This window comes from Staphylococcus nepalensis (assembly GCF_002442935.1).
Classification (GTDB): Bacteria; Bacillota; Bacilli; order Staphylococcales; family Staphylococcaceae; genus Staphylococcus; species Staphylococcus nepalensis.
On record NZ_CP017466.1, the window covers coordinates 1,670,853 to 1,683,786 of the forward strand.

At 32.5% G+C, this 12,934-nt stretch carries 13 protein-coding genes; 4 read left to right on the plus strand and 9 right to left on the minus strand.

Annotated elements, in window-relative coordinates; all coding sequences use genetic code 11:
• Positions 1–86: 86 nt before the first annotated feature.
• From trpA to BJG89_RS07950, 7 genes are read right to left on the minus strand one after another with little or no spacing between them, the layout of a single operon-like run.
• Positions 87–815 (minus strand): tryptophan synthase subunit alpha, encoded by a 729-nt coding sequence (trpA, locus tag BJG89_RS07920; RefSeq protein WP_096809833.1) that lies wholly within the window; start codon positions 813–815, stop codon positions 87–89.
• Positions 808–2,022 (minus strand): tryptophan synthase subunit beta, encoded by a 1,215-nt coding sequence (gene trpB, locus BJG89_RS07925; RefSeq protein WP_096809835.1) that lies wholly within the window; start codon positions 2,020–2,022, stop codon positions 808–810. Before trpB ends, trpA begins: the two co-directional genes overlap by 8 nt.
• Positions 2,023–2,024: 2 nt before the next feature.
• Positions 2,025–2,654, minus strand: coding sequence for a phosphoribosylanthranilate isomerase (locus BJG89_RS07930; protein WP_096809837.1), 630 nt, complete (start codon positions 2,652–2,654; stop codon positions 2,025–2,027).
• The gene (trpC, locus tag BJG89_RS07935; protein ID WP_096809839.1) at positions 2,651–3,433 is read right to left on the minus strand and encodes an indole-3-glycerol phosphate synthase TrpC; all 783 of its coding nucleotides are present in this window, start codon (positions 3,431–3,433) and stop codon (positions 2,651–2,653) included. Before trpC ends, BJG89_RS07930 begins: the two co-directional genes overlap by 4 nt.
• Positions 3,417–4,433 carry an anthranilate phosphoribosyltransferase gene (trpD, locus tag BJG89_RS07940; RefSeq protein ID WP_096809842.1) on the minus strand — a complete coding sequence of 339 codons (1,017 nt, stop codon included), beginning with the start codon at positions 4,431–4,433 and terminating at the stop codon, positions 3,417–3,419. The genes trpC and trpD overlap by 17 nt, the downstream gene beginning before the upstream one ends.
• On the minus strand, positions 4,402–4,998 hold the full coding sequence (locus BJG89_RS07945; protein WP_096809844.1) for an anthranilate synthase component II: 597 nt from the start codon (positions 4,996–4,998) through the stop codon (positions 4,402–4,404). Before BJG89_RS07945 ends, trpD begins: the two co-directional genes overlap by 32 nt.
• Positions 4,995–6,404 carry an anthranilate synthase component I gene (locus BJG89_RS07950; RefSeq protein ID WP_096809846.1) on the minus strand — a complete coding sequence of 470 codons (1,410 nt, stop codon included), beginning with the start codon at positions 6,402–6,404 and terminating at the stop codon, positions 4,995–4,997. Before BJG89_RS07950 ends, BJG89_RS07945 begins: the two co-directional genes overlap by 4 nt.
• An 814-nt stretch (positions 6,405–7,218) precedes the next feature.
• On the opposite strand from BJG89_RS07950, the gene BJG89_RS07955 reads away from it, so the two are divergent.
• The 3 genes from BJG89_RS07955 to BJG89_RS07965 all read left to right on the plus strand — a co-directional run bounded on the left by BJG89_RS07955 (position 7,219) and on the right by BJG89_RS07965 (position 9,794).
• Positions 7,219–7,761 (plus strand): TetR/AcrR family transcriptional regulator, encoded by a 543-nt coding sequence (locus BJG89_RS07955; RefSeq protein WP_096809849.1) that lies wholly within the window; start codon positions 7,219–7,221, stop codon positions 7,759–7,761.
• A complete protein-coding gene (locus BJG89_RS07960; RefSeq protein ID WP_096809851.1) occupies positions 7,754–8,518 on the plus strand; it encodes an MFS transporter in 765 nt (254 codons plus the stop codon). The genes BJG89_RS07955 and BJG89_RS07960 overlap by 8 nt, the downstream gene beginning before the upstream one ends.
• A gap of 184 nt (positions 8,519–8,702) precedes the next feature.
• Positions 8,703–9,794: a prephenate dehydrogenase gene (locus BJG89_RS07965; protein ID WP_096809853.1), complete on the plus strand. Its 1,092-nt coding sequence runs from the start codon at positions 8,703–8,705 to the stop codon at positions 9,792–9,794.
• A 306-nt stretch (positions 9,795–10,100) separates the two neighbouring features.
• Here BJG89_RS07965 and BJG89_RS07970 read toward each other — a convergent pair whose 3' ends face one another.
• Positions 10,101–11,363, minus strand: coding sequence for a Y-family DNA polymerase (locus BJG89_RS07970; protein ID WP_096809855.1), 1,263 nt, complete (start codon positions 11,361–11,363; stop codon positions 10,101–10,103).
• A gap of 148 nt (positions 11,364–11,511) precedes the next feature.
• On the opposite strand from BJG89_RS07970, the gene BJG89_RS07975 reads away from it, so the two are divergent.
• Complete coding sequence (locus BJG89_RS07975; protein WP_096809857.1) at positions 11,512–11,697, plus strand: 2-hydroxymuconate tautomerase; 186 nt, start codon at positions 11,512–11,514, stop codon at positions 11,695–11,697.
• A 128-nt stretch (positions 11,698–11,825) separates the two neighbouring features.
• Here BJG89_RS07975 and BJG89_RS07980 read toward each other — a convergent pair whose 3' ends face one another.
• Positions 11,826–12,803 carry an LCP family protein gene (locus tag BJG89_RS07980; protein WP_096809860.1) on the minus strand — a complete coding sequence of 326 codons (978 nt, stop codon included), beginning with the start codon at positions 12,801–12,803 and terminating at the stop codon, positions 11,826–11,828.
• Between the last annotated feature and the right edge of the window lie 131 nt (positions 12,804–12,934).

The following is a 12,934-nucleotide window of genomic DNA, read 5'->3' on the forward strand; positions in this document are numbered from 1 at the left end:
AATTGAATTCAATTTAACCATCTATAATTGATTTCTATTACAAATAATACCCGTCTCATACGAACTTCACACATCTAATATGTTTTTTATTTATCTAACGCTTTTCTGATAGAATTTAGATAATTTACTGTTTGTTGGTTCTGATCGCGATCAAATCGTTTAACAATTTCGCTGCCAATAACTGCACCATCTGCTACTTCAACAATATCTTCTACATGGTCAGGTGTACGAATACCAAATCCTGCAACTACTGGTACGTTTGCTTTTAATTTGATATTGTTTATTCTTTGTTTTAAGTCCGGATGAAACTTACCATTTTCACCTGTAGTCGCGTTCATAGTAACTGTATAGATAAACCCTTCGGCATTTGCAACAATTTGATTGATACGTTCTTCTGAAGTAGTCATAGCGATTAGAGGGATAAGGTTCACTTTCCGGTTGGGGTGCCTGTCTTTTAATTGTTGTACAAGCTCATGTGGTAAATCAGGTATGATTAAACCATATACACCAGCTTTTTCACACGCATCAAAAAACGCATCTTCCCCGTAATAATTTATAATATTAATATATGTCATTAACACATACTTACTAGATAATTTTTCACGATGAGCGGTTAACGCATCCAAGATGTATTGTATATTTACACCTTCTTGAATCGCTTTATTGCCAGCTTCCATAATCACAGGCCCATCAGCGACAGGGTCAGAAAAAGGGACGCCTACTTCTATAATATCAGCACCTGCATCGCTTAACGTTTTCATGTTTTCAATAAAACGTTTGTTACCCATAATATATGGAATAAATAATTTACGCATCTTTGTCACCGTCCTGTTTCATGTAATTTCTTATTGTTTCCATATCTTTGTCGCCACGTCCAGATACAGTTACCACGATTATTTGATCTTTATCCATAGTTGGCGCTATTTCTTCAACAAAACTTAATGCATGTGCACTTTCAATAGCAGGAATAATACCTTCTGCTTTCGTAAATCTCACCAATGCATCCATCGCCTGTTTATCACTAGCTGTAGCATATTTTACTCTTCCAATATGATGATAATATGAATGTTCTGGCCCGACGCCTGGATAATCTAGCCCTGCAGATATGGAATGTGCTAATTCAATCTGACCGTGATCGTCTTGAATTAAATACATTTTAGTGCCATGTAAGATACCTTCTTTTCCTTTATTAATAGCAAGTGCATGTTTATCGCTATCAATACCTTCACCGGCTGCTTCAACGCCATACAATGCAACATCATCTTGTATAAATGGATAGAAAGTGCCAATCGCATTCGATCCACCACCTACGCAGGCAATAATCGCATCTGGTAATCGCCCTTCTTTGTCACTCATTTGTTCTTTAATCTCAGTACCTATTATTTTTTGAAAATCTCTAACTATAGTTGGAAACGGGTCTGGTCCTAGCGCCGATCCCAATAAATAATGCGTTTCATCCACATGACTGACCCAATATTGTAAAGCTTTATTTACAGCATCGGATAAGGTCCCCTGACCTTCAGTCACGGGTTCAACCGTTGCACCAAGTAATTCCATTCTAAATACATTTAACGATTGGCGTTTAATATCTTCTTCACCCATAAATACTACTAGTTCCATATCAAACAATGCTGCAACTGTTGCGCTTGCCACACCATGTTGTCCAGCACCAGTTTCTGCTACTAATTTATTTTTCCCCATTCTTTTAGCCAAAAGCGCTTGCCCAAGTGCGTTATTAATTTTATGCGCACCTGTATGGTTCAAGTCTTCTCTTTTTAAATAAATTTTTGCTCCACCAAGTGATTCTGTATAGGAAGCTGCGTAAGTGAGTGGTGTTTCTCTGCCTACATAATCTTTTAAATAACCATTAAGTTCATTTTGGAATGAAGGATCATTTTTAGCTTCTGTATAAGCTTGTTTCAGTTCTTGAATTGCTGGCATTAATGTTTCAGGAACATATTGACCGCCAAAATTACCAAAGAACCCAAATGCATCCACTTCAGTTTGTATATGCTTAACCATAATTAATTAACTCCTTTTACAAGTTCTATAATTTCGTTCATTTTTTTACTATCTTTGGTGCCGTCGGTTTCAATACCACTTGCGATATCATAACCGCTATGTTTTAAGTCGCGCTCTTGCACACTTTGTATATTTTTATAATTCATACCACCCGCTATTAAAAAATCTACATCTTTAATTGCATTGAGCATGTCCCAGTTGTATGATTTACCAGTACCGCCGTAAGAAGTTGACGGGGTGTCTATAATAAATTGATCTACAAAGTCTTTATAAAACTGGATAGCTTTTATCAATATTTCTGAATTTTTTGCTGGCAACGCTTTGATGATTTTAATACTTTTCTTTTTTTGACGAATAAATGCTATTGTCTCAAGTGATTCATTTCCATGTAATTGAATCGTTGTCATATCTGTACCATCAATAAGTTTTGATAAAGTTGGGTTGTTTGGATTTACTACAATTACTACTTTTTCTTTATCATTTGGTACAATCTTGGTAAGTGTTTGAATTTTTTCAATATCTACAAAACGTTTACTTTGTGGAAAATGGATAAACCCTATAGCATCGATATTTAAATCTTTAGCTTTGTTTACATCTTCGAGTGTTTTAAATCCACAAAATTTTAATTTCATACTTTCACCTTTTCTAATTTAAGTCCTGGTAAAAATTGGCTTAAGTCACCACACTTCATTAAAGATTCACCGATGAGCAAACCATCTATACCAGCATTCACAATATTCTCAACATCTTGCTGATTGCGTATACCACTTTCAGAAATATAATAATATCCATCTTTTTTATTTTCTAAAATTTCATTTGTATGCAAAACATCAGTTACAAATCTTTTTAAATCTCTATTATTAACGCCTATTAATTTAGGATTTAATTTATAAGCACGTTCTAGTTCTTCTTTATCGTGGACTTCTACTAATACTTCTAAATTTTGTGATGTCGCGTAGTTGTATAGCGTACTTAACTGTTCATCATCCAATACATTTACAATTAATAAAATGATTGAGGCACCAGCTTTTTTAGCAACATCAATTTGGATAGGGTCCACTACAAAATCTTTACATAACACTGGTAAATTCGTTAATTTTGTCAGCATTTGTAGACGTTCATAACTGCCACCAAAATAATGTTCATCGGTTAAAATTGAAACTGCGTTAGCACCATGAGCTTCATAATCTTTGACTTGCTGTGCTAAGTCTCTACCAGGAAGTTCATTTAATGTCGGACTTTTAGACTTAATTTCTGCAATAATGGCTAATTGATTCGATTGTTTTAATTGTGTTTCAAATGTTTGTTTATGAGATACATCTACCTCATTAAGTTCTGCTAATTTTGCTTTATAATACCCTTCACTTAATAAATCCTTTTTATATGCTACAATTTCATCCAATATAGTCATACGTTTTGCCTCCCATTTTATTATATTGTTTTAAAGCTTCGCCGTTTTCAATTAATACTCGAGCTTTATCAACACCTTTTTGAATTGTTGTCGCTTTATTTGCAACATACAAAGCAATACCTGTGTTTAATAAAACGACATCTCTTTTAGCACTGCGATCTTTGCCATTTAATATTTGTTTCGTAATTTCCAAATTGTCTTGTGGTGTGCCACCATACAAATCGCTATTAGGCGCATAATCTAAACCTAAATCTGTTGCATTCAATGTGTAAGATTGAATTGTTTTATCTTCTGTTACTTCATATATTATATTGTCTCCAGATAACGTGGCCTCATCCATACCATTTGCACCATGTAATACGATAGCTTTTTTTCTTCCTAAATCTGCTAATGTTTGAGCAATCTTACTTAAATTACTTGGTTCATATACACCCATAACTTGATAATCTAATTTAAATGGATTAATCAATGGACCAGTAATATTAAAAATAGTTGGATTGCTAATCGCTTTTCTCAGAGGTTGTATATTTTTCATTATTGGGTACGTTTCGGTTGCATTTAAAAATACTAATCCAACGTCTTTTAATTGCCCTTCTGTTTCCCTAACGCTGCGTGTCTCAATATTCATCTCATTTAATAAATCTGTGCTTCCTGATGAAGATGTCACGCTTTTATTACCATGCTTTATCACTGGTACACCTGCACTTGCTAACACAAATGAAACTGTGGTTGAAATATTAAAACTATTTGATTTATCTCCGCCTGTTCCACAAACACACATGCTATCAGGACAATAGGGTTGTTCTGAGTACATAGAGCTAATGAGACTATGCGAAATATAAGTCAATTCATCTTGAGTTAGCTCTCTTTCTGAAAATGCTTCTAATAATTCTAATTTAACTGCTTCTTCTAAATCGTTCGCAATCAATAGTTCTATAAATTCATTCATTTGAGTTTGATTAAGTGGTTTATACTGTTTTATATGACTTTGCAGACTCATTATAATTGACCTCCTTAATGATATTTAAAAAGTTTTTTATAATTTCTTCACCATATTCCGTTGCAAATGATTCAGGGTGGTACTGAATTCCATAATGCAAGCCATTTCTGTGTTCAAATGATTGAACGCAATCATTTGTTTTAGCAGTTATTTTTAATGGTTTAGGTAACGTCTCAGGGTCACTGATTAATGAATGGTACCTCATTATTTCTGAATATTCAGTAATATCTCTATATAATTTAGAGTCACTTACAATTTGCATCGTATCTTTTTTACCATGTTTTATTTTTTTATTTTGTATTACATCGCCACCGTAATAACATGTTAATGCCTGTGACCCTAAGCAAACACCTAATATTGGTTTCTCTTTATAATGCTCAATAATATCCATTAAAAGATTTGTATCAAGAGGGTGGCCTGGACCAGGAGATATAATTAATCCATCAATTTCTAAACCAAATATTTCAGGGTCATCTGGATATTTAATCACCATATCTTCTGTTTTGCCTATAATATTCACTAAGTTATACGTAAAAGAATCATAATTATCAACGACTAAGATCATGGTGACACCTCCAGTAAACTTTTCGCTTTAAGTTTCGTTTCTTCTAATTCTTTCTCAGGTATTGAATCATATACAACACCACAACCTGCTTCTACATTAATATATGTTTCATCGATCATCATTGTGCGTATGGCTAATGCAAAGTCTAAATCATGATTGCAATTGATGTATCCTATACCTCCGCTATACACACCGCGTTTTTGAGGTTGTGCTTCATAAATTCGTTGAATTGCCCTTAATTTCGGCGCACCTGATACTGTACCTGTTGGCAATAAACTTGCAATAACTGTCATTGGTGAATAGTTAGATTTTAGTTTTCCAGTTATTTCACTCACAATATGCATTACATGCTCATAACGTTCAATTGCCATTAACTTTTCAATTTTAGAACTAGCTATTTCACTTACTCTGTGAATATCGTTTCGGCCTAAATCAACAAGCATGCTATGTTCACTGATTTCTTTTTCATCGTTGATTAATTGTTGTTCATTTTTATAATCTTCTGCTTCAGTAGCACCTCTTTTTATCGTTCCAGCTATGGGATTAGTAACAACAGTTTGTCCTTTTACCTTCACAAAACTTTCTGGTGAACTACCTACGATAATCGGTTCGTCTAAATTTAAATAATACATATAAGGACTGGGATTCTGGCGTTTTAGGTTTTGATAAAGTTGGTAAGATAACGATTGTATATTTACACCAAACTGATGCTTATATTTATAAATAATTGAAGGGACAACTTGGAACATATCACCTTGTTGTATTAATGACTTCATATCGCTCACTGTTTTTATAAATTGTTCTGGTGCAATATTCGATTCAATTTGTTTTTCATTTATCTCATTCTTTATAGGAGAAGGGTAAATATTGATATCCTTTAATGCTTCAACACGATGATTTACACGTTGTGCTAACTGTTGTTCACTATCATTAGAAAATAAGTCTGTTGCTATGACATAGAGATGTTCTTTGTAATGGTCAAATACATAGACGTCTTCGACCATATAAAATTTTGCATCGTGCTGTGGATGGTCATCTAATGCAATCTGTTTCAATATTGGAAATTCATGTCTAACTAAGTCAAAACTACATGAACCTACAAACCCTGAAACAAATGGTAATAAAGCTAAATCTTCATCTTCTACATCAGCTTTATATTGGTCTATAAATGCTTTTAATTTATCATAGGGTTGCTCAGTTTCTATTAGCGTCTCTTTATCACTGTAATGTATCATCATATTTTCATTATCCAATGTAAGTGATCCATATACGTCAAATATCACAATTGAATAACGTCCTTTAAGTTTAGATTGGTCTGTGCTTTCTAAAATAATTTTGTGTTGTTTCAATCTTGCTAGTGCTTCTGGAGTTACTTCAGCATTTATTTTTTGATATTGCACCTTCATTTTATATTCCTCCTCATAAAAAAATCAGCGTCCTTAAATATTAATTAAGGACGCTGACGCGCGGTACCACCTAAATTAGTAGACATATGTCATAAACTATCTACCCACTCATTTGAATCTTCACTTGTAATCCAACAAAACCCAATTTCAGTATATGTAGGTGTTAGTTTTCATCAGCCACTAACTTTCTGTACGCTACCTTTCATAACTTACTTCATTTTGTTTTCTTTTTTAAATATAAAAAACACCACACTAACGCATGCTGTAAGGACGCGTTACCGTGGTGCCACCTTAGTTAACAAATTTATTGTTCACTTTAAATATATTAATCTGTATCAACATTTAAAAGCCCAATTCACAATATATGTTGTGCTAATTTTCATCGACCATTAGCTTTCTAATTGCTACAAATCACATACGCTACTCTATCTTTCAAATGACAACTTGTGTTTGTTGTAAAATGAATTAATTTAAATAATACAAGTATCATTTTCATTTGTCAACTTATAATTTAAAAACGCTCTTATTTTTAAAATAATATGCTGAGTTAACATTGTAACTAAACTGGTGTAATTAAATTTGTAAGTTTAACTTTAAATGGCAACTTAATCCAAATTATATTATAAAAATCATTCTAAATAAGCAATACTTGGATGTCACTCATAGTTGCTTATACTACGATGATTTAAACCGTTATTGAATAATCATTAACATAAATTCTCATAAATTTTTACTTATTTTAATAAAAAGTATTGAAAATAGCACATATTATTTTAAAATGAGAGTGAACGTTCTCTTTTAAAGGTGGGATATAATGACAAAATTAACTAAAAAACAGGAGCAATTAATCTACAGTGCCAATCAACTTTTTGATAAGCAAGGTTTTAGCGCAACAGGCATTGATCAGATTATCCAAGCATCAAATGTTGCAACGATGACTCTATATAGAAATTATAAATCTAAAGATGATTTAATCGTCGCGGTTTTAAAATATAGAGAAGATGTGTATATGAACTTCTTAGAAAATAACAATGATAAAAGCTTAAACCATATGATCGAACAGCATTTAGAATGGTTAAAGCGCAAAAATACAAACGGGTGTTTATTTTTAAAAGCTATGGAAGAATTTAGACATTCCAATCAAGATATTGTAGATATAGTCAGTCACCATAAAATAAAGGTGGCAAAATTAATAGAAGAAAAGTTAGAAAACGAAAATTATCGTAACATAAAAGATTTAGCTAAAAAGTTACTATTCATATTGGAAGGCAGTACATCAATGATAGAACATATGGATTTTGCAGATGTTAAATCTATTACGATGAGTCTTTCAAAAGGAGTGCTAAACAATGAATAATAAAATAATTATTTCTGGGACTTTAATGATTGCCGTTACTTACGGTTTAGCAAGGTTCGCTTTCGGACTATTATTACCCAATATTTCAAATGACCTCAAATTAGGTAGTGGTACTATGGGTATGATAAGTTCCGCAACTTATATTGCTTATTGTCTCGCTATTGCGATTTCTACTTACTATTCAAACCAAAAAGACCCAAAGATGTTTGTTAGTTTAGCTGGTTTAACTTCTATTTTAGGTATTTTTATCATATCCGTATCTCATGAAGCAGTTCTATTGTTCTTAGGTGTTTTTATTGCTGGTATGAGTACAGGATTTGGTTCACCTGCTTACGGTGAGGTGGTTCAAAATAATTTGGATAAAAACACGCAAAACAAAGCTAATACATGGATAAACGCCGGTACTGGTTTTGGTATCGTAATCTCTGGACCTATCGCTTATATATTGTCTGATAATTGGAGAATTGTTTATTTAATATTTGGAATTATAGCAATTATCGTTTTATTAATAAATTATCTTTATATACCTAAACATATTTCTTCTATAAAAAATTTTAAAACCCAAACACAGCCTTACAGTTTGAAACCATTACTACAAAAAAGCATGTCTATCAACATCGCTTCTTTGATTTTAGGTTGTGCGTCTGCTATTTATTGGACTTTCTCTAAAGATTATATTGCAACCGTACCTTCTAATTCAGATTTCATTACATCTTCTTTTTGGATATTGGTTGGAGTATCGGGCATCATCGATTGACTGCATTCGAGATGATTAACTATGTGATCATAATAACTATTATATATGTTTCAATGCCATAGATAATTAAACAGATAGTTTTGTTATCTATTTCATGTTTTAAAATCAAACACGTATTGCGAATTAGCTTCTCCTACTATACAATGTTACTATTCTGAAAATTTTGATAGAGGTGGTCAGCAAAATGCAACAAATACTTTTCGTAGGTTTAGGTTTAATCGGTGGTAGTCTTGCGAGTAATTTAAGATATTACCATAATGATATTGAAATCACTGCTTATGATGCAGATGCCTCCCAACTAGAAAAAGCGTTATCTATTGGGATTATTGATTATCAATCTACCGATTATAAAACTTGTGTGGAAAATGCAGATATTATTATTTATGCCACACCCGTACAACAAACAATTAAATATTTACAAGCACTACCAAACTATCAAACTAAAAGCAATGTGATTGTTACTGATACTGGCAGTACTAAATCAACTATATTACAATATGAGCAGTACCTTTTAAACCATGATATTCACTTGATTGGCGGTCATCCTATGGCTGGAAGTCATAAATCAGGCGTGCTTAACGCAAAAAAACATTTATTTGAAAATGCTTTTTACGTGTTAGTACATGATGAACCAGGCAATAACCAAGCATTTGATGAAATTAGATCATTACTGGATACAACAAAAGCAAAATTTATTGCAACAAATGCAAAAGAACATGACTTTGTTACAGGCATCGTCAGTCATGTCCCCCATATTATTGCTTCGAGCCTTGTGCATTTAAACGCAAACCATGTCAATCATTCTTCATTGGTGAAAACTCTGGCTGCTGGAGGGTTTAGAGACATCACAAGAATTGCTAGTGGCAGTCCAATTATGTGGCGCGACATCACCATCGAAAATAAAAATACTATTGTTGATATCCTGAAAGAATGGAAAACACAAATGGAACATGTCATAAGCCTTGTGGAAGAAAATGACCCTGAAGACTTATATCATTTTTATAATGATGCGAAATTATACAGAGATGAACTTCCACTAAAATCACAAGGTGCGCTATCTATAGAGTATGATTTATATGTTGATATTCCGGATAAACCAGGTATGATTAGCCAAGTTACACATATCTTGAGTTTACATAATATTTCTATAAGCAACTTAAGGATTTTAGAAGTGCGCGAAGATATATATGGAGCTTTACGCGTTAGCTTTAAAAACCCTGAAGACCGTAAAAAAGGTGCTGAAGCGCTAAGTGATTTTGATACTTATATTGAATAGTTAATCAAAAATTTTCTGATTTTAATTTAAGACATAAACGTTATTCAACGATTGACCAAATCATGTCATTTGGCCAATCGTTTTTATATACCTCAGCCTATTTAATCTTATACAGCTTTATTCATTACGTGATAGTAAAATACCAAGGACGCTTCTATCTATATCATAATATTGCGCCATATCACATCATATTTTTTCCCTATGAAATGCTTAGTTATACCAATAGTCACTTGGTTATGGTACATTCTTATATTGCGCTCACTTTGGTACATCCGTATAGAATATGTTTTGCATAGTTTCAATCATTCACATTTTATGCCCTGCCATAAGACCTAATCGACCATGTTTGGTGCCCGCGTCTGTATAAGATATTGCCTTAGATACACTACCTTTACCAAATTTCTGATGTAAAGCGTCGATTGTTTTAGCTAATTTTTCAGTTCTTTTACTTTCATACTCATCTATAAATAAATTTAACTGTTTATCTTTTTCATCTATAAATTGAGTAAGTGAAATACTTACTGTTCTATACAATACTGTGGGATCACATAGTTTATCTGCTAAGCGTTCTACCGCTTCAAAAATAATACGCTCTAAATTTGTGGGTTCTTGTAATGTATATTGTTTCTCCACGCCGCCTTGGTTACTATAACCAAAAGAAAAGTGAATCGTCTTAGCTAGTTTATTTCTTGCTCTAACACGGCTTGACACATCTTCAATTAATTCTTGCATCACAACTTTAACTTCATGATAATGGTAATCGCGCATTAATATTTGGCTTTTACAAATTGAAGGGTTCGTTACGTTATATTTATCTCTAATTTTACTTCGGTCAATTCCGTTTGCATGTAAATGTAAATCAACGCCAATAATACCAAAATCTCTTTTTAAATATTGATATGGATAATGTGCTAGATCTCCTATAGTAAAGATGCCTCGCTTATTCATTTTTGCTTCAGTCTTCTTACTAATTCCCCAAAAATCACTTAAAGGTGAAATAGGCCAAAGTTTATGAGGTATATCTTGATATCGCCACTCAGCAATTAAATGATCTGTATATTTGGCTTCTATGTCCATTGCTACTTTGCTCAGTAGCATATTCGACCCAATACCTATTGAACAATGTATACCCGTTTCTTCTAGAATTTCATATTGTAATTTTTGACAAAAAGAATGAACTGTACTGCTAAATCTACGATAACTTTCTGTGACATCCATAAAGAATTCATCAACACTATATTGATGCAAATCTTCTGGAGCGATATAACGTAATGCAATTTTAGATATTGCTACTGAAACTTCCAAATATTTTCTCATACTTGGATTAATAATATAAATATCGTTTCTATGCGGTATCTCGAATAACCTTGAACCTGTTTTAATACCTAACGCTTTTAATGGCCCTGTAGCAGCTAACACAACTGAACCTTGTTTCTTAGTATCTGCAACAACTGCCAACTTTTCTTTCATAGGGTCTAGCCCTTTTTGGATACAAGAAACGCTTGCAAAAAAACTTTTTTGATCAATACATAATATGACCCTTTCCTCTAACAGATTGTAATCATACATATGACACTCCCCCTTAGTCATTTTTATTATATAAGAACACGTGTTCTATTTCAATATTTTTAAGAACAATTGTTCCTTTAACTATTTTTATAGTTTTGAGGATTTTCATGATATAATATAAAAAATAGACATATTAGGAGGAACTTAAATGCCGATTGTAAATGTAAAACTATTAGAAGGACGTTCAGATGAACAACTTAAAAATTTAGTATCAGAAGTGACTAAAGCTGTAGAAAAAACAACAGACGCCAATAAAGAAGCTATACATGTAGTCATTGAAGAAATGAAAGCTTCTCACTACGGCGTTGCTGGTGTTAGAAAATCAGATCAATAATTTCTTATAGTATAGAAAAACAGGACAAAAATCACATTTTCATCCCATTCCTTACTTCCCGCATACTAGAAGAGACCGAGACATGATTAATGTCTCGGTCTCTTCTTTTTTAAATTTTAAATATATTATTATTCATTTAAAAACTTTTGTACTTCTTCCTTATTTTTCGCTTTATCTATTTCTAAAGCACTTCCATCCATCGGTGTTTGAATATCTTGGTATGTGTTTTGTAATGGCAACGTAATAGAATCAACATTTTTATCTCCACGTATACCAAAATTCAAACCAGTTTGAATCAGCGCAGAATCTGGCATATTAGTATTTAAGTAACCTCTTAGTATACCTGCAACACGAGGTAATTTAGGCAATGTATCTAGACTCGCTAATTCTTGTTTAAGTGATTGCATGACTTGTTGCTGACGTCTTACACGACCAAAGTCACCTTCTTCATCGTGTCTAAACCGAGCATAACCTAATAATTCTTTACCATTTAATCTATGGTGGCCTTTTTTAAGGGAAACACCAATATTTTTGGACATATCTTTTTCAACGTCAATTGGTACACCATTAGGTTCCAATTCATCAATCATTTTTTCAAATCCAGTAAAATCAAGAATGGCATAATATTCTGGGTCAACACCTAAATTTTTCTTTAATGTCTGTCGTAATAACTCAGGACCTCCAATAGAATATGCTGAATTAATTTTATGTTGCCCATTACCTGGTATATCCGCATAAATATCACGCATCACAGACATCATCTTCATTTTTTTATGAATATAATCATACTGTGCAATCATGATAGAATCAGTTCTAGAAATACCGCCTTGTTCTTTATCAGCACCTAAAACCATAATTGTAATCTTACCATCATTTTTTTTGGCACCGTTAAATTTGTGTTTTTTAAGTGTCTTACCGTGGTCTTCTGCATATTCAATCCCTGATTTATAACCATGAATAGAATATCCGACAATAATCGCTAAAATAATAATGATTATTAAAATAATAAATGGAAATTTTTTTAGCCGCTTCTTTTTGCTTCTACGCATTGTAGATTGTTTTTCTGTGTTTTCACTTTCTTTACTTCTCTGTTTATCCTCATTCATATGTAATCAACCTTATATCTTCAAAATTGCACTGCTATGTACTATAATTAACATATATTAAAGTTATATAAAAACTGCCTAAAAATCAAGTAATATCTTAATATTTGGTACTAAGGTCTAATATGGAAAGG